The organism is Lignipirellula cremea, assembly GCF_056501455.1.
This window is the reverse complement of record NZ_CM151415.1, coordinates 4,853,883-4,874,428: the sequence shown is the minus strand read 5'-3', so window position 1 is coordinate 4,874,428 and position 20,546 is coordinate 4,853,883. Positions and strand designations below refer to the sequence as shown.

The 20,546-nt window shown below is 65.4% G+C and carries 14 protein-coding genes; 5 read left to right on the top strand and 9 right to left on the bottom strand.

The window, feature by feature from the left end:
- Nucleotides 1-209: 209 nt before the first annotated feature.
- Nucleotides 210-509 carry a hypothetical protein gene (locus SH602x_RS18940; RefSeq protein ID WP_479473799.1) on the bottom strand — a complete coding sequence of 100 codons (300 nt, stop codon included), beginning with the start codon at nucleotides 507-509 and terminating at the stop codon, nucleotides 210-212.
- Nucleotides 510-537: 28 nt separating this feature from the next.
- A complete protein-coding gene (locus SH602x_RS18935) occupies nucleotides 538-1,179 on the bottom strand; it encodes an RNA polymerase sigma factor (protein WP_479473798.1) in 642 nt (213 codons plus the stop codon).
- A gap of 306 nt (nucleotides 1,180-1,485) precedes the next feature.
- Between SH602x_RS18935 and SH602x_RS18930 the strand changes: the two genes are divergently transcribed.
- Together SH602x_RS18930 and SH602x_RS18925 are read left to right on the top strand one after the other, a co-directional pair.
- The gene (locus SH602x_RS18930; protein ID WP_479473797.1) at nucleotides 1,486-3,198 is read left to right on the top strand and encodes a permease; all 1,713 of its coding nucleotides are present in this window, start codon (nucleotides 1,486-1,488) and stop codon (nucleotides 3,196-3,198) included.
- Nucleotides 3,191-3,883 carry a class I SAM-dependent methyltransferase gene (locus SH602x_RS18925; RefSeq protein ID WP_479473796.1) on the top strand — a complete coding sequence of 231 codons (693 nt, stop codon included), beginning with the start codon at nucleotides 3,191-3,193 and terminating at the stop codon, nucleotides 3,881-3,883. Before SH602x_RS18930 ends, SH602x_RS18925 begins: the two co-directional genes overlap by 8 nt.
- A gap of 21 nt (nucleotides 3,884-3,904) precedes the next feature.
- Here the strand turns inward: SH602x_RS18925 and SH602x_RS18920 are convergent.
- Nucleotides 3,905-5,049, bottom strand: a protein-coding gene (locus tag SH602x_RS18920; RefSeq protein WP_479472857.1) for an IS630 family transposase whose coding sequence is annotated in 2 segments (ribosomal slippage) — nucleotides 3,905-4,602 and nucleotides 4,602-5,049 — 1,146 coding nt in all. Because the reading frame shifts where the segments join, the coding sequence is not laid out codon by codon here.
- 594 nt (nucleotides 5,050-5,643) lie between these two features.
- Here SH602x_RS18920 and SH602x_RS18915 point away from each other — a divergent pair.
- On the top strand, nucleotides 5,644-7,011 hold the full coding sequence (locus SH602x_RS18915; RefSeq protein ID WP_479473795.1) for a leucine-rich repeat domain-containing protein: 1,368 nt from the start codon (nucleotides 5,644-5,646) through the stop codon (nucleotides 7,009-7,011).
- Between the two features lie 179 nt (nucleotides 7,012-7,190).
- On the opposite strand, the gene SH602x_RS18910 is transcribed toward SH602x_RS18915, so the two are convergent.
- A complete protein-coding gene (locus SH602x_RS18910; protein WP_479473794.1) occupies nucleotides 7,191-8,624 on the bottom strand; it encodes a sigma-54-dependent transcriptional regulator in 1,434 nt (477 codons plus the stop codon).
- Between the two features lie 377 nt (nucleotides 8,625-9,001).
- Here SH602x_RS18910 and SH602x_RS18905 point away from each other — a divergent pair, with 377 nt between their 5' ends.
- Nucleotides 9,002-9,670: a response regulator transcription factor gene (locus SH602x_RS18905; RefSeq protein ID WP_479473793.1), complete on the top strand. Its 669-nt coding sequence runs from the start codon at nucleotides 9,002-9,004 to the stop codon at nucleotides 9,668-9,670.
- A gap of 225 nt (nucleotides 9,671-9,895) precedes the next feature.
- On the opposite strand, the gene SH602x_RS18900 is transcribed toward SH602x_RS18905, so the two are convergent.
- The 5 genes from SH602x_RS18900 to SH602x_RS18880 all read right to left on the bottom strand — a co-directional run bounded on the left by SH602x_RS18900 (nucleotide 9,896) and on the right by SH602x_RS18880 (nucleotide 18,133).
- Nucleotides 9,896-12,139, bottom strand: coding sequence for a hemolysin D (locus tag SH602x_RS18900; RefSeq protein WP_479473792.1), 2,244 nt, complete (start codon nucleotides 12,137-12,139; stop codon nucleotides 9,896-9,898).
- A 206-nt stretch (nucleotides 12,140-12,345) separates the two neighbouring features.
- A complete protein-coding gene (locus SH602x_RS18895) occupies nucleotides 12,346-13,158 on the bottom strand; it encodes an efflux RND transporter periplasmic adaptor subunit (RefSeq protein WP_479471502.1) in 813 nt (270 codons plus the stop codon).
- Nucleotides 13,159-13,433: 275 nt separating this feature from the next.
- On the bottom strand, nucleotides 13,434-15,590 hold the full coding sequence (locus tag SH602x_RS18890) for a GAF domain-containing protein (protein WP_479473791.1): 2,157 nt from the start codon (nucleotides 15,588-15,590) through the stop codon (nucleotides 13,434-13,436).
- A 148-nt stretch (nucleotides 15,591-15,738) separates the two neighbouring features.
- A complete protein-coding gene (locus SH602x_RS18885) occupies nucleotides 15,739-17,250 on the bottom strand; it encodes an APC family permease (RefSeq protein ID WP_479473790.1) in 1,512 nt (503 codons plus the stop codon).
- 112 nt (nucleotides 17,251-17,362) lie between these two features.
- Nucleotides 17,363-18,133: a DUF4261 domain-containing protein gene (locus SH602x_RS18880; RefSeq protein ID WP_479473789.1), complete on the bottom strand. Its 771-nt coding sequence runs from the start codon at nucleotides 18,131-18,133 to the stop codon at nucleotides 17,363-17,365.
- A gap of 311 nt (nucleotides 18,134-18,444) precedes the next feature.
- Between SH602x_RS18880 and flhA the strand changes: the two genes are divergently transcribed.
- Nucleotides 18,445-20,523 (top strand): flagellar biosynthesis protein FlhA, encoded by a 2,079-nt coding sequence (flhA, locus tag SH602x_RS18875; protein WP_479471506.1) that lies wholly within the window; start codon nucleotides 18,445-18,447, stop codon nucleotides 20,521-20,523.
- Nucleotides 20,524-20,546 lie beyond the last annotated feature (23 nt).

The window sequence follows — 20,546 nt, the reverse complement described above, 5'->3', positions numbered from 1 at the left end:
TCAGGTTCCGGCAGAGAAGCAACGATCAGGCCGGGAAGCGGATCGGCGGTCGATACGGCGACCTATCTGCCGCTTAGGTGAGAGCTTGCGTTGCAGCATCGCAATGTCCTGCGACGCAGGTTGGAAGGGAGGCGTCGCCATTCCGCAACGCGTTCGTCGCGCATCTGAGGCGGCGACGCAACGTCGTGCAGATTTTACAACGCGCTCGATCAGGCGTGCGTGACGCGGCGCGAGCGTCGTTCGGCGAAAGCAGTTTCGGACTTCGCTTCGGCGTACGTCTCGGTAGCTGCCTCTTCGAAGAAGAGTTCGCCGCAGACTCCGGCGGCGAGGCCGGCGGGCGGAGCGATCTCCTCGAACCCGGCGAGGAGCACGGCGTACTTTCGTCGCACGGCCTGCAGGCGGCGAGCGACGTCGGCGGAGTTCTTGATCAGGCGGTCGACGGCGGCGCGTTCGCAAGCGTCGCAGTCGCCCATCAGGTATCCCAGCAGTCGGTCTTCGGTATCCGTCATGGATGGCTTTCGGGCCTGAGAATCCCTCTCAGGCGGCGTCGGCGAGGTCGCGGTTCCAGCTATCGCTCAGCTTCTGCATGGCCGCATGGAGACGGCTCTTCACGGTGCCGACCGGGATGCCGAGGATCTCCGCCGCTTCGCGATACTTCAGGTCCTGAAAATAGACCAGACGCACCGCTTCGCGAAGGGATTCCGGCAGTTGTTCGACGGCCTCGGCGATCCGCTGCCGGTCTTCTTGACCGGACAACGTCTCTTCCGGGGTTTGGCCCGCGCCAGGCATGCAGGAGGAAATGGAACCGGCGTCATCGCCGTGGGAGGAATGGGGACGATCCAGGCTGAGGATGCGGTGGCGTCGGTTGCGGCGCTGAAAGTCGATCGCCTGATTAGTGGCGATCGTGTAGAGCCACGGACGGAAACGCCGACCCTCCTCGAACGATTCGCTCTTCAGGTGGACCTGGAGAAAGGCCGCCTGAAACACGTCTTCGGCCGCTTCGGCGTCGCCGAGGTAGCGGGCCAGGTAGCTGTAAAGTTCCCGCTCGTAGCGACGGACCAGTTCGCTGAAGGCGTGACGATCCCCGCCGTCGCGGTAAGCCGCGAGCAGAGCTTCGTCCGAATCGACTTCCGAGCGAATGTCCAAGGCGTCCGAGCCGTTATGCAGCAGAGTATCCATCGCTCTGTACGCTCTTTATGATGGGGCGGTTCGCGAAACTTCCATTGCTTCGACCGCTTTTTTGACACGGGCTGTCATTCCGCAGAGGACGCTCGGAAAGTTTCCGATCAGGTCGCTCGTAGGTCAGTCCCGGTCCAGCGACCCTCCGCCTTTCTCCGAAAGGCTGCCGGCGTTCCTTTCCGCCGGTCGAGAGCGTCGCATCGCGTCGTCGCGTGCCGCGAAGCGTTTCCGGAGAGACCTGCCTGCAAGAAACAGGTCTGCCGAAGCCGTAATCCTTCACGACGCCGCACTCAAAACGCAACCGCCGTGCCGAAGCCATCGAGCGAGCCTGAAGCCCCCTATCGATGGCTCGCCCCGGGCGACGCTAACGCGTTCGTCGGGCTCAGCTTAGATAATCTCGCGAATCTGCTTTTGACGGTCAGCCTGCTGGGGGCGGTCTTTGCATTTCCTACAGACTTCGCCCTGAATTACATGATTCCGGGGACCGCGATCGGTGTCCTGGTGGGCGACCTGGCCTTTTTCCGACTAGCGCTGGCACATGCTCGCAAGACGGGCGCCAGCGCCGTCACGGCGATGCCGCTGGGCATCGATACGCCGAGCCTGTTCGGCATGGTCTTCTTCGTGCTGGGGCCGGCGTTTCTCGCGCAGAAGGCCTTGGGCGTCAGCGAGCATGCTGCCGCCATGCATGCGTGGCACATCGGGATCGGCTGCATCTTTCTGTCGGGCATCTTCAAGATTGCCTGCGCGTTCGCGTCGGGCTGGATCCGACGACTGGTGCCGCGGGCGGGGCTGCTCGGGTCGCTGGCCGCGGTGGCGATCGCGCTCATCAGCTTCGTTCCGCTGATGGACGTGATGGCCGTGCCGCTGGTCGGCATCGTCGCGCTCTTCCTGACGCTGATCGCGCTGACGGGCCGCTTCGCGTTCCCCTTCAAGATCCCGAGCGCCGTCGGGGCGCTGATCGCCAGCGGCGTCCTGTACTACCTGCTGTTCGGTCTCGATCTCGCGCTCGGCACGAAGCTGATGCCCCAGGCCGATCCGCAGGGTTGGCGGATGGCGGTCGACGCGCTCCTGCCGACCGGATGGTTCCAGGCCTTCGCCTTCGGCTGGATCGGCGCGCTGCCGGAGGTGCTGGACTATCTGCCGATCGTGCTTCCCTTCGCACTGATGACCGTGATCGGCGGGATCGACTGCGCGGAGAGCGCGGCCGCGGCGGGAGACGACTTCAAGACCGAAACGGTGATCGGCATCGAAGGCGTCGCGACGCTGATCGCCGCGCTCTGCGGAGGCGTGATTCAAACCACGCCCTACATCGGCCACCCGGCGTACAAGGCGATGGGCGGACGCGCGGGCTACGTGCTGTTCACCGCCCTGTTCATCGGGGCCGCGGGAACGCTCGGGTTCTTCGGGTTCATCTACCTGATCGTGCCGAAGTCGATCCTCTTTCCGATCCTGATCTTCATCGGGCTGGAGATCGCGTCGCAAAGCTTTCAGGCGACGCCCCGGCTGCACTATCCGGCGCTCGTGCTCGCCTGCATTCCGGCGTTCGCGAAGCTGGTGACGCTGTTCACAGGCAACGTTCTGGCTGCCGCGCGGCTGACGCCGGAGAGCCTGCCCGATCCGGGGCTGCGGGAACAGCTCTTCGTGCTGACGCTGCTGGGGAATGGGTTTTTCGTGACGGCCCTCGTCTGGGCGAGCGCTCTCGCCTGCGTGCTCGATCGTCGGATCCGAGCGGCGGCGGCATTCTTCGCCGTCGCGGCGGTCTGTTCGCTGTTCGGCGTGATGCACTCGCCCCTGCCGACCAGTCCGATCGTCGTCCCCTATCTCCCGGGCGTCGAAGAGGGCGCCTGGATGATGTCGGGCGACCTGCCGCTGTTCGTGCGGACCGTGCCATACCAGTTCGCGATCGCCTACGGACTCGTCGCGGTCGCGGTGCTGCTGTGGGGAGCGTGGCTCAAACGAAGGGGCCTGCTCACGCCGATTCCGGAACACGTTCAGGACGCGCAGGTGGCGCATGGATGAAGGTCAACCGCTTTCGCAGGGATTGCCCCGCGTTCTGGAACCGGAGGTGATGGACACCGTCGAAGACGCCATCGAGTACGACTCGATGGATCATTCGGAGGTGAACCGCCGGTTCGTCGACGATCTGGTCGCGGCGGGATACGCGGGCGGATCGACGCTCGACCTCGCGGCCGGAACGGCGCTGATTCCGATCGAACTCGCGAAGCGTTTTCCGGACGCGAAGATCTGGGCGATCGATCTCGCCGTGCAGATGCTGTATCTCGCGCGAAACAATCTGGAGATCGCGGGCATTCCGCATCGCGTGCGGCTCGATCGGCAGGACGCGAAGGCGCTGACCTTTCCGGACGACTTCTTCGAGTCGGTCATTTCCAACTCGCTCTTCCATCATCTGGCGGAGCCCGGAGTCGCGTTTCGCGAGAGCCTGCGCGTAGCGCAGGGGGGCGCCCTGCTCTTCCATCGCGATCTCCTGCGACCGGAGAGCGAGGCGGAAGTTTCGCGACTCGTCGATCTCTACGCGGGCGACGCGACGCCGTATCAGCGTCAGCTTTTCGATCAGTCGCTCCGGGCGGCGCTTACGCTGGACGAAGTTCGCCGGATGGTCGCTGCCGGAGGCTTCTCCCACGACAGCGTCCAGGCGACCAGCGATCGACACTGGACGTTCGTCGGCAGGAAGCGTTCGGCGTAGTAGTCGACCAAGCCTTATTCGTCAGGCGTTGGGGTAGAGATGTTTGAGTTTGACGCGAGCGTCGTCCGTCGTGAAGCGCCAGGTCGCAGCCTGACGCAGGCGGTTGCGTTCGCGCTGCCAGACGGCCATCGCTTCGTCCATCTCGGCCGCGCTTTCGAAGCGTCGCCCGACGCACTGCCGCGTCAGGACGGAAAGCTCGAACTCGGCCATGTTGAGCCAGCTGCCGTTCTTGGGCGTGTAGACGATCCGCAGGCGCTGGGCCAGGCGATGCGCCCGCTCGGCGTCGAAGGCATGGTACAGGCTCGCGACGTCGTGCGTGTTGAGGTTGTCGCAGACCAGCGTGACGAGTTCGGCCCGGGGATAGTCCCGCTCGAGCAGCTCGGCGACTTCTTCGGCCCAGTCGACTCGCGTTCGACCGTCGCGACCGGAGACGCGACGCCAGCCGCCGACGGGATCGAAGAACAAGAAGATCGACCGCACGCCGCGGCGCTCGTAGTGATGGTCCTCGCGGCGGGGCTGGCCCGGCGTCATCGGCAGCGACGGCTCGACGTCGGCCAGGATCTGCTTGGCCGCCTCGTCCATGCAGATCAGCACGTGCTCGTCGTCGAACGATTCGGCGTAGACGTCGAGCAGCTTCTCCATGCGGGCGACGAAGCGGGCGAGATCCTTCTCCGGGATGCAGAAGCGCCGCGTCCGCCAGGGCTGCAGCCTGTTTTTTTGAGCGTCTGGCGAACCGTCTCTTCGGAGACCTTCGTCACGATCGACAGCCGCATCGCCTCGTCGGCCAGAAGCTGCATCGTCCAGGCCTTGCGTCCGCCGGGCGGCGTCGAGCAGGCCAGCAGAACGAGCTTCGCTTCGGAGCGACCGTCGAAGATCGGCTGGACGCCGGGAGCCGAGCGGGCCTTCCGTTCGATCGCCGCGGCGACGTTTCCTTCGCGGACGAAGGCTTGCCGAATCCGGCAGACCTGCCGCTCGGAGAGCCCCACGATCTCGGCGATCGTGCCGTCGGTGCGACGACCGTCGACGTGCTCGCGATCGGACAGGAGCAGGATCCTCGTCCGGCGAACTTTCGCCGCCGGCGAGTCCCCTTTGCGGACGAACGCCGCGAGCTCCGCCCGGGTCTCAGGCGTCAGACGAACTTCCAGCTTTTCGTTCGTTGCCGGCATCCCTGCCTCCGCGAAAATCGAAAACGATCCCTCGACTCCCTCCGCGAAATCAGGTTAACCTCCGCCTGACGAATAAAGCCAGGTCGACTAGTAGGTCAGGCCTCGCCTGACGGCTTCTTCGCTTGGGTCCGTTTCTCGATCGAACGGCAGGTCGAACTCGCTCCGACCGCGTTCGTCATACAGTTTCGAAGTCTCTCATTCGTTGGGTGTACGAAAAAGGCCGACGTCGGCTGGCGGGGGCGCGCGGTCGTCGTGGGCCAGTCGAGGGTCGATATCCGGAATCTCGACCGCGACGCCTGGGCCGGCGCTTATCCCCGCCAAGTGAACGATAGGCGCTGTCCACCTGAGAAGGCGACACCTTTCTTTTCGCCCCGCCTGGCGACTGACTTCAGAAGTCCGTGGCGAGCGGAGGGCGTGAGCCCTCCGTGTTCTTCGATCGTGCAAGGATCGCCCTGCCTGGACGGAATGCGGGTACCTCGCGTCCCGCGGGTCGCTGCGTAAGAACGACTCGGAGGGTTCACACCCTCCGCTCCGGAGGAATAGAATGCACGGTTTCCGAACCGATCGCCACTCCCTCCGTACGTCCGCTTTCTCATGAAGATCCGCTCGCTCTGCGGCGCCCTGCTTTTGGCTGCCGCGCTGCCGCTCCTGTTCGCCGGGTGTCCGACCGAAAACGCTCCTGTCGCTAACGACGCGAACGACGTAGGCGGCGGAAAAGCGACGAATCCCGGCGGGTCGACTCCGGTCGAGAAGGCCGCGCCGCAGGATGACGCGGAAGCGATCGCGGCTCTGAAAGCTGCGGGCGTCGGCCTGACGACCGACTCGGCCGGCAACGTCACGAAGGCGAACTTCGATTCGCTCACCGTGCAGGACGACGCCGAAGTCGCGGCGGTTCTGGCGAAGCTGTCGGGTCTGCCGAAGCTGCGGGAAGTGATCATGACCGGCCCTCGCTTCGGCGATAAGTCGGTCGAGCATCTCGTCGGACTGAATGAGCTTCGCGTCGTGATGCTGGAGGACTCCGGCCTGTCGGATAAGGGCGCCGTGCAGCTTGCGGCGCTGCCGAAGCTGGAAGCGCTCGGCCTGCGTCGCACCGACGTCACCGACGAATCGTTCAAGGCCTTCGCCAAGTCGAAGACGCTGAAGCGGATCCTGCCCCTGCGCACGAACGTCACCGACGAAGGGATCGCCGCGCTGGGCGAACTGAAGACGCTCGAAGCGCTCGACCTGACCGACTGCACCAAGGTCAGCGACAAGGGGATCGCCGCGCTCTCGGGTCTCGAAAAGATGCGGATGATCAAGCTCTGGGGTTCGCAGATCACCAGCGACTCGATCAAGTCGATCGCCGGCTGGAAGAACCTGAAGGTCCTCGGCGTCGACGACACCAAGGTCGACGACACGGCGGCCGATTTTCTAACGGGCTTCCCCGAACTGGAAGAACTCTACGCGTTCCGGACCGAAGTCGGCGACGAGTGCGTCAAGGCGCTCGCGGAGAACTCCAAGAAGCTCCGCCGGATGCGCCTTCGCGACTCGTACGTGACGGACGAAGGGCTCGCTCCGCTGGCGGGCCTGCCCAATCTGCAGGTGCTCGACCTGAGCGAGTGCGTGCTGACCGACGCGCTGGCCGATCACGTGTCGAAGATCGAGCCGCTGCAGGATCTGAATCTGTGGGCCGTGCTCGTCAACGACGCCGCGGTCGAGAAGCTGGCGGCGCTGAAGAATCTGAAGTCGCTGAACCTCGACGCCAACAACCTGACCGACGCGTCCGCGCCCTTCATCGCCCAGCACGAGGGGCTGACCTACCTGCACATCGGCAGCAACAGCGGCGTCACCGACGCTTCGGTGCCCGAACTGTCGAAGCTGAAGAACCTGGAAGAGCTGGTGATCACGTTCACGCAGATCTCTCAGGACGGCAAGGCGAAGCTCGCCGAGGCGCTGCCGACGACGACGATCACGGGACCGTAAGGCGGCCGGTCGAGAGGCCTCGCAAATGAGAATCGGGGGACAGCGATGTCCCCCGTTTTCGTGCGCTCTTCGTAGGGTGGGTCATTGACCCACCCTGCGACGTCGGTCGGCTCGATCGTCGCTTCGCTCGATCGACGGACTCGGGGGGGTTACATCCCCCGCTCGCCCCTAAGCGTCGCTCAGCGGGCGACGGCTTCTTCGTCCGGCTGGTAGTCGGGTCGGCGAGGGTCTTCCAGGCCGAGGCGCTTCATCTTCTTGTAGAGCGTCGTGCGGTTGATGCCGAGGGCGTCCGCGGTCGCGTTGCGGTTCCAGCGGAACGTCTTGAGCACGTCCAGGATGATTCGCCGCTCCGGTTCTTCGAGCGCCTCTTTCAACGTGACCGCCCGCGACGAAGTCATCGGCGCCGGGCGGCCCGGCATCGATTCGCGCGGCTGCTCGATCAAGTGCGTCGGCAGGTCGTCCGCTTCCAGCCGCGGTCCGCGACCGAGCAGGACCGAGCGCTCGACGACGTTCTGCAGTTCGCGAACGTTGCCCGGCCAGCGATAGGTCTGCATCAGTTGCATGGCTTCGTCGGAGAAGCCGTCGATCCGCTTGCCGGTCTCTTCCACGACGCCGCGGAGGAACCGCTCGACCAGCAGCGGGATGTCGCTCGGACGTTCGCGGAGCGAAGGCAACTCCAGATTGATGACGTTGACGCGGTAGTACAGGTCCTGGCGGAAGCGTCCGTCGCGGACGGCGTTCTCCAGGTTTTCGTTCGTCGCGAGAATCACCCGCGAGTCGACGCGGTGGGTCTTGGTTCCGCCGACCGGCTCGAATTCGAACTCCTGCAGAACGCGGAGCAGCTTGACCTGCAAGCCGGGCGAGGCGGTGCCGATCTCGTCCAGGAAGATCGTGCCGCGGTCGGCCTGCAGGAAGCGTCCCATCTTTTCGCCGGTGGCGCCGGTGAACGATCCGGCGACGTGGCCGAAGAGTTCGCTTTCGAGCAGCGTCTCGGGAAGCGCCCCGCAGGCGACTTCGACGAAGGACTGGCTCGCGCGGCTGCTGCGGCGATGGATGGCCCGAGCGAGCAGCGACTTGCCAGTGCCGCTTTCGCCGGTAATGAGGATCGTCGCGCGGGTGTCGGCGACGGCGTCGACCATGTCGAAGACCTTCTGCATCCGCAGATCGGTTCCGACGACCGCTTCCAGGCCGTACTTCCGGTCGAGTTGCGTCTTGAGGCTCTTGTTCTCGGCCAGCACTCGCTTTTGCGAGAGCGCCCGCGAAAGAGCGAGTTCGAGTTCCTCGTCGATCAGCGGCTTGGTCAGCAGGTCGAAGGCGCCGTCGCGCATCGCCTCGGCGGCGGTATCGGCGGCTCCGTAGCCGGTCATCAGGATGACGGGCAGCTCGGGCTTCATCTCCTTGACGGCGGCGAGAATTTCGAAGCCGTCGCCCTCTTCCAGACGCACGTCGGTGACGACGACGTCGAGTTCTTCGCCGGCGACGATCTGCAGCGCCTGTTCGCGACGCCACGCGGAATAAACCTGGTAGCCCTGACTGGCCAGCCACTCGACCATCGAGTCGAGCAGGTAGCGATCGTCGTCCACCAGGAGCAGCCGGCCCTTGTTTCGTTTCATCGTCGTCCGCTTTTCGTTCGCAGCCGTTAAACGTCTGGGAGTATCTAGGTTGCGGCGGAGACGTTGTCAAAAGTCGACGATCGGACGGATCGCGGCATCCCATGGTCTCGAAGTGCAGCGTCGTTCGAAGGCGATGGCCCGCATGATCTTTAGAACTGCCACAGACGGACCAGCCCGCGGACTTGAGCCGCGATTGGCATGCGGTTTCCTACACCAAGGGGAATGCCTTACACGGACGCGTGCGATTCCCGGTCTCTGACCGCCGAAAGCGCGTCCCTTACTTCATAAACGCAGCTTCACGGCGGCTTGCGAAGAGCCTGCGCGAGCGAACGTCGGTCTGCGCGCGTCGCGATCCGTGAAGCGGAGGAACCCTTTCGATGAGCGCTGTCTCGGAACGATTTCGCATCGCCCACGTCGATCCCGATCCCGTCGCCAGGCGGGGGTTCGCGGCGATGCTTTCGCCCGCTGCGTACGACACGATTCTGTCGACGGACGAGATCGAAGCGGGACTGGACGCCCTGGCCGGCGGCGAAGTCGATCTGCTCGTCACGGAAAGTCGCTTTCCGCGCAAAAGCGTCTTTGCCTCGATCGACAAGCGCGGCGCGGAATTTCCTGCAGGAAGAATCGTCATCTTCTCCGACGACGCGACCTCGGCGCTGGCCGCCCGGGCGCTCGCGTACGGCGTCGCGGAGGTCGTGCCGAAGACCTTGTCCGCAGCGGACCTGGAAGATGCATTACGCCGCGTGATGCTCGGCTTGCCGTCGAGTCACGCGAGCCTGCTCAACGGACCGCGACAGCTCTTCTTCGGACCGCGGCGACGCGGCCCGCAACCTGACGCGACGCTGACTTGGCGAGAGACGCAGACGCTGGAGTCGCTGGCGTTGGGGCTTTCCAATCGGGAGATCTCCCGGCTGTTCGGCGTCAGCGTCGAGACCGTGAAGGAACACGTGCAGAACGTGCTCCGCAAGCTGGGCCTGAAGGACCGCACGCACGCCGCGGTCTGGGCGCTCAAGCGAGTTCAGAATCCGACCAACCTGGCGGTCTAAGGCGGTTCGCGACGCAGAAAACAAAAAGGGACGGCGCCGCACCGGGCAGGGTGCGACGCCGCCAGCGAGCCGTCATCGCTGCTTCAAGAACGAGGGCAGTCGTTCCCGCGGCAGCGACCCTCCGGACGCCAGACCCTAACCGCGACCGTTTTTCGCCGTTCACCGGAAAAGGCGCCCCTGGCGTGCGAAATGGGTCGATCCCCTACGTTTGGGTGATAGATTGGGTCATAGATCGAACGTGAACGTCTTGCAGGACCAGCGCCAGAGCCGCTGGGCGACGGTCTTTTCCTCGACTCGAATGCGGGCCAGGCCGGTGGCGCCGCAGAAGAGCGACGTTCCCGAGGTCGCCAGCGGAGCGCTCGCCTCGTAGGTCGTCTCGATCGGGACTTCGGCGCCGGAAGGTCCCGGCTGCGAGAGCAGGTCGCCGCCGTTCCGGCTGGCGAGGGCCGTGGGCGCGATCTCCATGGGCGAAGGAGCGATGCCGCCGACCTTGGAGCGGAACTTGGTCTGGGGATAGGCGTCGAGCAGGATCTCGACTGGTTGTTCGGCCGCGATCAGTTCCAGATCGGCTCCCGAAACGGCCAGGGCCGCCCTTAATTCGTCCGGTCGAACGATCCGGCACAGGACCGAACCGGCGTCGAGCGCGGCTCCGGAGACGCCGAAGTTTTCCCGTTCCAGCGGCGTACCCGCATGCTTGGGGAGCAGCAGTTCGTCGTCGTTCTTCTCCGCGTTCCAGGCGGCGGGAACGATCGTTCCGCTGCCGGCAGCGCGAACGAGGAGCCGAGACTGTTCGATCACGCGCGCTTCGATCTGCCGATCGAGCGCGGCGATCTGTTCGAGATAGCCCGGGATCTCCGCTTCCGCGGCGGCGTCTTCGTAACGAAGGCGCTTGGCGGCTTCGAGACCGGCGATCGCTTCGTCCCGTTCGGCTTCCAAGGCAGCGATGCGCAGGCCGATCGCCCGGTTCTCCAGCCGCGCGATCGGATCGCCCTCGCGAACCAGTTGCCCCGGTCGCACGAAGACTTCCGCGAGCGTCCCCGGCGTATCGACGTAGACGGCGATCGAGCCTTCCGATCTCACCTGCACGGGACAGACGACGAAGGTCGGCGTCGGCATCGCGAGCGCCGCGTAGACGAGCGCAGCGGTCGCCGCCGTCGTCGCCGCGAGATTGAACCACCCCATGTCGTTCCTCCTCTTTCGCTCGCGCAAGAACTTGACGCCCGAGAGTCCGAACTTGACGAGCATTCCCGCGACGACCGAGGCGGCGAGAAGCTGGCCGACGATCTTCAGACCGTACGGCTCCATCAGCGAATTGAAGAACCACAGGATCGAGACCGTGACGAAGACGCGATAGGCGACCGACGCGACGGCGAACGCCGCGAAGAGCGTACGATGCTTCGTCGGGAGGAACGGATCCTCCTCCGGCACGATCCCCAGGCAGAGGCGTCCGGCGAAGCGCTTCAGCGCCGCGAAGGCTTTCTGCGACAGGTTCGGGATCTCGAGCAGGTCGGACAGGATGAAGTAACCGTCGTAACGGAGCAGCGGGTTCAGGTTCACCGCCAGCGTCGAGACCGACGAGACGAAGATCACGTTCAGGCAGAGCGAATGGAACAGGCCCGGCTTGCTCCACCACCACAGGAACGTGCAGAGCGCCGCGAGGTTCAGCTCGACGATCATCCCGGCCATGCCGATCAGCGCCCGCTTCCGCTTGTCGGAAATCATCCAGGCGTCCGTCACGTCGCAGTAGGGCGTCGGAATCAGCACGAGCAGCAGCAGGCCCATCTCGCGGCACTCGCGTCCGAAGCGCTTGCACGCGACGCCGTGTCCCAGTTCGTGCAGAACCTTCACGCCGCCCAGCGCGATCAGGATCCAGAGCCAGTTATCCGCCGCGAAGAACTTCTCGAACGTCGGCAGCTTCGCCAGGAAGACGTCGAGCTGGCAGAGCACGAGCGCGAGCGCCGCGAGTCCGAACAGGAGGCTCGCGGCGATGCCCAGCCGCGTGAAGAGCAGCCCCAGCGTCGGCGCGAGCGCGGTGAGCAGTCGATCGGGATCGAAGTGCGCGATCCGCGTTCCCATCCAGTTGAGCGCGCCGAGCGTTCGCTCCGCGGTGCGGCGCTTCCGGCGACGCTCGCCGATCTCTTCGCCCTGCTGCGAGGCGTCGGAAACGGCGAGCCCCGCGCGGTGGAGGCTCACCAGAAACTTATGGAGCGATCGGGGCTCGATCGTACGCGGCGCGAACTTCTTCTGAAACCGCTCGACGATCTCGGTCGCCGTGGTCAGACCGTCGAGCTGCGACAGCAGGAAGTATTCCTCTTCCTCGAAGCGGAAGTATTTCAGGCTGACCGGATCCTTCAGCATCTGGCAGCGCCGCCCCTGCATGGTCTGCTCTGCCACGATCAAATCGGGACGCATCCGCAGACGCAGCGGGCGTTCGGTTCCGACGGCAGGGGCGGTCGATGCGAAAGACATCAGCTTACGTCGTGTTCCCGAGGGCGAGCGGAGGGGGTCAGCCCTCCGTGGTTTCCTGAATGGTCTGGCTCTTCTCGGGTGGCACTGGCTCTGCCAGTGTGCAGCGCGATGCAGTCGTCTATGTAGGTCGATCGAAACCAGCGACAGCACTGGCAGAGCCAGTGCCACCCGAAGGAGCGGAACGAGAACGCCCTACTCCGGTGAGGTCATCTCCTCGCTAGCCGCGGTTGAGCGGCCTGGTCGACGTGGATCGTCATGCTGGCATCCATGCCGGGGCGAAGGAGCCAGTACTGCGAGACCTGGCGATTCTCGACCTCGGCGCGGATGCGGTAGGCGTTGTTCTCGACGACGGGGTTCACCGTCGCGATCGAGCCGACGAACTCGACGGTCCGGTCGCCGCCCATGACGACGGTGACGGTGACCGGCTTGCCGACGAGATCCGACGGATCGAACGCGTTCACGCGAATCAGTCCGTCGACGTAGACGCGATCCATGCGGACCAGCCGGAGCAGCGGTTCGCCCGGCTCGGCCCACTCGTTGGGGTTGCGGAACGTCTCGGCCACGACGCCGTCGAAGGGGGCGAAGAGCCAGCGACGGCTGACTGCTTCCTTGGCGGCCTCGACGACCATCTGCTTCACGTCTGCCGTCATGGAGGCCAGCTTCTGATCGTGGCGGGCCTTCTCGCAACCGATCTCGTCACGCTTGACGGTCAGTTGCAGTTCGCGGATATCGCGCTCGCCGAAGACGGCAGACGTCGACGCGATCGTCTTCGAGCGGTCGAGCCGGTCTTCGGAAACTTTGAGCGTCGCTTCGGCGAGCGAGATGGCCGCCTCATCCTTCGCCGTTTCAGAGGCCAGTTCCCATTCCTTCTGGGCGGCTTTGTAATCGAGCTGCGCCTGGCGGTCGTCGATCTTCGCGACGAGCGCGTCTTTGGCGACGCTCATCCCTTCCCGCAGCGGCAACTCGACGATCGTCCCGGCCTCTTTCGCCGAGAGATGAGCTTCGTCGATGACCGTCACCTGACATCGGTCGAGCGTCGGCGCAGCCGACCCGGACGGGGAAAGAAGATGCGGGCTCTCGTTCGCACCCGAAGACGCTACACGCGGAGACGACGCGGGAGCGCCGCCGTATCCGGGCTGGGCGGCGTACGGAGGCTGTGCCCACGCGACGCTCGTCGCCGCAAGGGCAGACGCGGCCGCGAACGAGCGGATCCGACGCGAGAGTTGGCTGGTTCGTTCAGACATTCGGAGCATCCCTGCTTCGTTCGTTCAGAGTCGCGACGGGCGGAAGGCGTTCACCAAGGGAGGTAGAACGCCACCTTGGCCTGCACCGTGTCGAGCGCTTCCTGCGTCAGGACATAGGCGAGCGACGCTTCGCCGCACTTCACCCGGGCGGAGACGAGCGACCCGTCGCGAAGATCGGGAAGCTGGCTCTTATCGATCGCCGCACGCATCCGGACGCAGTTGCCTGCCTCGGGATCGAAGACGTCGGCATGGGGTTCGATCGCGACGATCGTTCCCTTGAGTTCGGTTTCCGGATGCGAGGCGAGAATGAACTCGACCTCGGTCGGACGCCCTTCCTTCTGAGCCGTTTCCCAGGTTTCGCGAACGAAGCGGAAGCGCTTCTCCGGCAGGAAGAGTTCCAGTTCCCACTCGCCCGCCGGATCCTGCACGGTCAGCAGGCGCTGGCCCTTCTGCACGGGGCGACGCAGGAGCAGGTCTTCGAGCTGCCAGGTCGCGACCACGCCGGCGACGGGCGCCGTGACGAGCAGCTCCGCTTCCTGTTGTCGCTTCAGTTCGAGTTTCTGCGCGAGCGTGCGACGCTGCTCTTCGATCTGTTCGAGTTCGCCGCCTGCCTTGGTCTTTTCCGCGCGGGTGAGCGCCTGGTCGAGGAGCGTCCTGGCGACGGCGGAGCGGCGCTCTTCGAGCGCCCTTTGTTCGCCCAGCAGTTCGACGATCTCCACTTCCAGATCGGGACTGGCCAGTTGCGCGAGAGGCTGACCCGCGGCGACCGGCTGTTCGGACGTGACGAGCAGTTTGGCGACCTTGCCGTCGGCGGGCGCGAAGACGTGCCGGCGGATGGAGGGTCGCACCTTCCCTTCACAGGCCATGTCGAGATCGCCGGGCGTGGTCGCGAGCCAGTACCCTGCCCCGCCGATCGTCGCCGCGGCGAGCGCCACCCACGGCAGCCGCTTTAGCCCCAAGAGACTGCTGACGGCGACCATCGCCTTCCAGACCGGCAAGGCCGGAATGGCGGAGTAGGCGAGCGACACGTTCATCGCGTCCTGGATATGACCTGCCGTGCGATCGAGCCGCGCCCGTTCGCCGTCGGTCCACGGATGGCCCTGTGCGAACTCGACGATCAGGCAGGCGATCGGTCGGCGGCGCTTCGGCGGGGCGTCGGCCTTCTGCTTCTTGAAGAGCGGAACGATCGCCAGGCTGCGCGTCTGCGACTGGTCGAGATGCGGAGCGAGTCGCTTCTCGATCTGCGGCGGCAGGTTCTCCGCGCTGCCGTCATAGAAGAACGTCTCCCCCTGGCGGAGCGTCGCGGCGGCGAGCGCTTCCAGGCGACGGACTTCGCCCGCGCGGCGGTGGATCTGATCGACGCCGCTGATCGCGATGATCTGGCAGCTTCGACGTCCGCAAAGAGCGAGCGAAACGCGATCGGCGTCGAGAAACGTCCGGCCCTCGTTGACGATCGCGTCGGCGGTCGGTTCGATCTCCAGCGAGCCGTGGATGGCGCGAAGGAAGCTCTCGATCCGTTCGAGATCCTGCCGTCGATCGGCCAGCGTCTGACGTTCCTGGCGGCGGCAAAAGTCGGCGGCGTACGCGGCGAGACGTTCGAGGAAGCGAAGATAGTTGCGATGCGAGACGGGTCCGCCGACGGGTCGTTGGAGCGCCTCGAGTACTTTCGGCGTGCCGCCCGGCGCGTCGATCCGCGACAGCAGCATCAGATGCGGCGTCGGGTTGAGCGCGGCGCCCTCGGCGTCGGCGGCATGCGGCAGCAGCGATCGGCTGGGCGAAGAAGCGTCCAGCGAATCGAGCAGCGCCGCGTGGCGGGCGAGCGACTGCCTGTCGCCGACGATCGCCTGCGCGGCGGAGCCTTGTCGGGCGAGAATGTGCCAGCGACCGTCGCGCTTCTCCCAGAGGATGCCCCCCTCCGCGGCGATCGCGCGGACGGAGCGTTCCACGAAGGAGGCGAAGAAGTCGGCGGAGCTGTGCGAGGTCGCGGCGCTTTCGGCGATCTCCTGCACCAGGCGATCGATTTCGCGACGCGCGGCGTCCAGCGCCTGCGGCGGGAGGTCGCCGGCGGCGGTCAGTCCGGCAGCGGAGAGTCCGTCGCCGTCGATCGGCTCGTCGATCTCGTTCGATTCGCTGCGGAACTTGCGTCCGCGTTCGCCGTCGCGAAGCGATCCTCGCAGAGTCGGTTCGGCGTAGGCAGCAGATCGCATCGGCGGTTCCCTCGGGTCAGCCGCGCGTGGACCCAGAGCGGTCCGACGACTTCGGCGTCTCCGAGCTATCGGCTCGTCAGGAGCAGCGCTTCAGCGAATTTGACGGTCAGGCAAGGTTTGCCGGCTTGTCGATGGTCGTCGATGCGCGTCACTCGGACTTCTTCCCGTCCCGCGGAATCGGCTGGCGATCGGTCAGGACGACCGCAGCGACGGCAAGCGCCAGCGCCAGCGCCGCCGTCACGGCGAAGATCGAGACCGGATATCCCATCACGGGTAGCCGCTCCTGCGACCAGGCGTACGTGACCGAGCAGTAGACGAGGTAGACCGTCGAGCCGAGATAAACGACGCCGAACAGAGCGCCGAACGGCGACGCCACCTGCTTGCCTGTGTTGACGCCGGAATCGAAGACTCGGATTACCGAACCGTGCAGGCCGACCATGGCCATCACGATCCAGAGCCAGGCCGGAGCGTAACGCAGGATCACCAGGAAGTAGACGACTCCGGCGAGCGACATGAACGCCCAGAAGAAGGGGGTCGAGAAGACGAGCAGCGTGTCGAAGCCCCCCTCGCTGCGGAGGGCGACGATCATCGCCAGCGCCGACATCGCCTGCACGACCAAGGCGATGCGGGGAGTGCCGCCGCTCCACGTTCGGAGGAATGACAGAACCGGCACGTCCTGTCCGAGCGCGATGTAAACCCGCGAACCGGTGAAGATGCAGCCGTTGACGGCGCCCAGGGCGCACAGGCTGACGAGCATCGCCACCCCCTTCGTCCCCCAGTCGCCGAACGTCGGACCGACGACGTCCGCGACGACGTTCTTCGACCGGGCGATGCCGTCGATGCCGAGCGCGCCGAGAAACGAGGCGTTGAGCAGGATGTAGATCAGGGCTACCGTCAGCACGCCGCCGACCAGCGCGCGGCGGAGCTTCTTCCGGGGGTTCTCGATCTCGCCCGCGACGAAGGTCAGATCGTTCCACCCGCCGTAGGTGAAGAGAACGAACAGGAACGCGAGGCCGATCCCGTCCCAGGAGAACGATCGGGCGGCGACCTCGGCCGATTCCGCGACCGGGCGCGAAGATCCGTTGAACGTCGCCAGGCAGCCGGCCAGGAAGGCCAGCGACAGCCCGATGACTTTCGCGACGCTCAGCACGTTCTGCGTTCGCGATCCGCCGCGCAGGTTGAAGAAGTTGAGCGCCGCGAACACGACGATCGCGAAAGCGGCATGGATCCGAATCGCCACGTCGACATCGGTGACGCCGGGGATGGGAGCCCAGACGACGGCGAAGCGTGCATGAATGAAGGCCATCATCCCGATCGTCGCGGGATGAATGGCCAGCAGGTCGCACAGGCCGTAGTAGACTGCGACGCGACGCCCCAGCCCTCGGCGAAGAAAGGCGTAGACGCCTCCCTCTTCCGGGAATCGCGAACCGAGTTCCGCGAAGCAGAGCGCCCCTGCGAGAGCGACGAGAGCGCCGACGACCCAGATGCCCAGGAAGGTAACCGCGTCGCCCGCCGCGGCAGCGATGCGCGGCGTCGTCTCGAAGATGCCCGAACCGATCACCACGCCGACGATGACGGCGATCGCGTCGAACGTTGTGAGATAGCGGGGCGGAGCTTCGCCCCGGACGAGGCTCTCGCCGCCTGGCGACGGTTCGGACATGGGGCGAGCGATCGTAGAGCGAAGCGAGCGGGCGAATTCTTGCCGCAATCGACCACCGTTGTAACGGTAGGTCGGACGTCAGCCCAGCGGAGAAGTTACTCCCCCGCCCTGCTCACCACAACTTCCACCATGGCTTCGCGGGCGAGGCTGATTCGTAGACCAGCCGCATGACGCGACCTTCGCTTCCGTACGCGGAAGGGGAAAAGACGACGCGAATCTTCTCGTCCGCGTCCTCGCCGATCGTGTCGCCGTCGCGGATGATCGGTCCGTGTTCGATCACATAGGAGGCGAGGCTCATCAGGCGCTCCCGCAACTCGCCGGGCGGCTCGGGCGCCTTCTGGGTTTCCAGTTCCATGTGCCCCAGCGCCTGCATTCCCTGCGTGAACCCGGCGCAGGACGTTTCCGAATCCTTGCCGACGCGGAAGTCGACCCAGATGAAGAGGGGCGGCCCCTGCGGGAGGATCGTCTCCGCGAATTCGACGAAGATCGCCTTCGGGATCACCAGCGTCGCGTTGCCCCAGTAGACGCCGATGGCGTCGGGACAGGCGGCAGTCGCTGCGGCGGTGATCTGAGTAAGCAGCGTCGCCTGCGCGATCGGCTCCTCGATCCCCATCAGCGTGACGAGCCAGTGCTGCGTATGGCGGGAAACTTCCTCCGCGGCGTTCTTCCAGAGGAGGCTCGTCGCGCAGGGACCTTCCAGTTCCGACCAGGGAATGGGAGCGGGCATTCGAGCGATGATCGCGAACGCCTCGCCGAAGGACAGCGAGAGCGAATCGGCGCTCTCTTCCAATGCGGTCGCGGCCGGAGCGTCAGGCCATTTCGACGCGAGATTCGCCGCGACTTCGGCCGCCGAGATCGGCGCCGTGCCCGTCGTCATGATCATGGAAAGGCCGACCAATTTCGCTGCCTCCCGGAGAAATGCAAAAAGCGGGATTCGATGCGTCGGCCATCGTACGAAAAATCGCATCGATTAGGTGAGGAATCCGCGGCGGCGCAAAGAACCGCTCTGGACGATCGTTCGTCGATCCCCTATTTCCCGTCGTTGCGGAAACCTTGCGCCGACGCTCTCTACGGGAGCCGTCGCGGGGAATCCGTGCGTCGGTCCAGACGCCGTTCGAGTCGCAGGATGCGGCTCGGAACGAGGACCGGCAGGAGCGGTTTTGCCTCATTCGTTCACGGAAGAGCGAAGGGTCGATGCGGCTGGCGAATCTTCGCGATCTGGTTCTGCCGTTCGCGATCATCTCGAGCATTTTCGTCATTCTGATCCCGCTGCCGGTCTTCCTGATGGACCTGCTGCTGGCCGGGAACATCACGGTTTCCGTGTTGATCCTGCTGATCACGATTTACGTGAGGACGCCGCTCGAATTCAGCGTCTTCCCGACGTTGCTCCTGGCGTCGACGATGGCCCGGCTGGTGCTGAACGTCGCCACGACGCGGCTGATCCTCACCGGCGCGGGCGGACGGGATCTCGCCGCCGCGGGCGAGGTGGTCCGTAACTTCGGCGAGTTCGTCGCGGGCGATCGTCTGATCGTGGGGATCATCATCTTCGCGATCATCGTGATCATCCAGTTCGTGGTCATCACGAAGGGCGCCACGCGCATCTCGGAAGTCGCCGCCCGGTTCCAACTTGACGGCATGCCGGGTCGCCAGATGGCGATCGACGCCGACCTGAACAACGGCGCCATCGACGAACAGGAAGCCCAGCGCCGACGGGCCGAACTGGGACAGCAGTCCGACTTCTACAGCGCCATGGACGGCGCCGCGAAGTTCGTCCGCGGCGACGCGATCGCGGGCATCATCATCACCGCGATCAACGCGGCCGGCGGCCTGTACGTCGGTATGTTCGAGATGAAGATGGAACTCGCCGAGGCGGCGGAGGTCTTCACCAAGCTCACCATCGGCGACGGGCTCGTCAGCCAGATTCCGGCCTTCCTGATCGCGGTCGCCTCGGCGCTGCTGGTCACTCGTAGCACGCAGAAGATCAACCTGCCGGTCGAGTTCCTGCATCAGATGTTCTCGCGTCCGCAGGCGCTCTACGTCGCCGGCGGATTCGTGTTCCTGCTGATGTTCACGAGCCTGCCGAAGCTGCCGCTGATGATCCTGGGAGGCGGCTGCATCGGCATCGCCGCCATGATCACGAAGCGGGCTCCGGCCGTCGCCGCGGCCGCGGAACAGGCGAAGAAAGATGCGTCCGCCAAGCCGATCGCTCCGCCCAAGACGGCCGAGGAGAAGATCCAGGAGAAGCTGGCCGTCGATCCGATGGAGTTGGAACTCGGCCTCGGCCTCATTCGCCTGGCCGATCCCAGTCGCGGCGGCGACCTGATGGACCGGCTGTCGCAGCTTCGCGAGTCGATCGCCGAAGAGATCGGCCTGGTCATGCCGCGGATTCGCGTGCTCGACGAGATGGGCCTCGCCGAGAACGAGTACCGCATCCGCATCTCGGCCAGCCCCATCGCCACGGGCCGCGTCTACACCGATCAGTACCTGGCCCTCGATACGGCGCTCACCGGCGCGTCGCTCCCGGGCGAAGAAGTTCGCGACCCCGCGTTCAATCAGCGGGCGTTCTGGATCGACGCGACGAGCCGCGATCATGCCGAGATGCTCGGCTTCACCACCGTCGAGCCCGCTGCGGTGATCGCGACGCACCTGCAGGAGATCGTCCGCCGCAATGCGGATCAGCTCCTCGGACGCGACGCGACGAAGAAGCTGCTGGACGAACTGAAGAAGCATGCCCCGGCGCTGGTCGAGGACGTGACGGGCGCCGGCGTGAAGCTGGGCCTGGTGCAACAGGTTCTGCAGACGCTGCTGCGGGAAGACGTGCCGATCCGACAACTGGCCACGATCCTGGAAGCGATCGGCGATCACGCGGGCAAGACGCAGGATCCGCTGCACCTGGCGGAGTTCGTGCGCCACCGCCTGTCGCGGACGCTGACCTCGCGCTATCGCGACGATCAGGGGCAGGTCCATGTCGTGATGCTCGACCCGGCGCTGGAAGAACGGATCGCCGCCGCCATCGATCACACCGAGCGGGGCTTCTTCCTGCGTATGTCGCCCGAGGTCGTGGAGAAGACGAATCGCAAGATTCGCGAAGAGGTGCAAAAGCTCGTTCGCGAAGGGAAGCCGGCGATCCTGTACGTCAGCCCGCGGATTCGTCTGGGCGTGAAGGAACTGACCCGCGGCGACCTGCCCGACCTGGTGGTGCTGGGGTATGCGGAAGTTTCCCGCGACGCCGCCACGGTGAGTCGCGGGATCGTGCGGGACTTGGAAGCGTAAGCGGAACCGACCGAAAGAACCTG

Bases quoted from the DNA above. Each gene is read 5' to 3' on its own strand.
- SH602x_RS18905 (WP_479473793.1), top strand. From the start codon at position 9,002: ATGAGCGCTGTCTCGGAACGATTTCGCATCGCCCACGTCGATCCCGAT.
- SH602x_RS18890 (WP_479473791.1), bottom strand. From the start codon at position 15,590: ATGCGATCTGCTGCCTACGCCGAACCGACTCTGCGAGGATCGCTTCGC.
- SH602x_RS18915 (WP_479473795.1), top strand. From the start codon at position 5,644: ATGAAGATCCGCTCGCTCTGCGGCGCCCTGCTTTTGGCTGCCGCGCTG.
- flhA (WP_479471506.1), top strand. From the start codon at position 18,445: ATGCGGCTGGCGAATCTTCGCGATCTGGTTCTGCCGTTCGCGATCATC.
- SH602x_RS18880 (WP_479473789.1), bottom strand. From the start codon at position 18,133: ATGATCATGACGACGGGCACGGCGCCGATCTCGGCGGCCGAAGTCGCG.
- SH602x_RS18900 (WP_479473792.1), bottom strand. From the start codon at position 12,139: ATGTCTTTCGCATCGACCGCCCCTGCCGTCGGAACCGAACGCCCGCTG.
- SH602x_RS18925 (WP_479473796.1), top strand. From the start codon at position 3,191: ATGGATGAAGGTCAACCGCTTTCGCAGGGATTGCCCCGCGTTCTGGAA.
- SH602x_RS18935 (WP_479473798.1), bottom strand. From the start codon at position 1,179: ATGGATACTCTGCTGCATAACGGCTCGGACGCCTTGGACATTCGCTCG.
- SH602x_RS18885 (WP_479473790.1), bottom strand. From the start codon at position 17,250: ATGTCCGAACCGTCGCCAGGCGGCGAGAGCCTCGTCCGGGGCGAAGCT.
- SH602x_RS18940 (WP_479473799.1), bottom strand. From the start codon at position 509: ATGACGGATACCGAAGACCGACTGCTGGGATACCTGATGGGCGACTGC.
- SH602x_RS18910 (WP_479473794.1), bottom strand. From the start codon at position 8,624: ATGAAACGAAACAAGGGCCGGCTGCTCCTGGTGGACGACGATCGCTAC.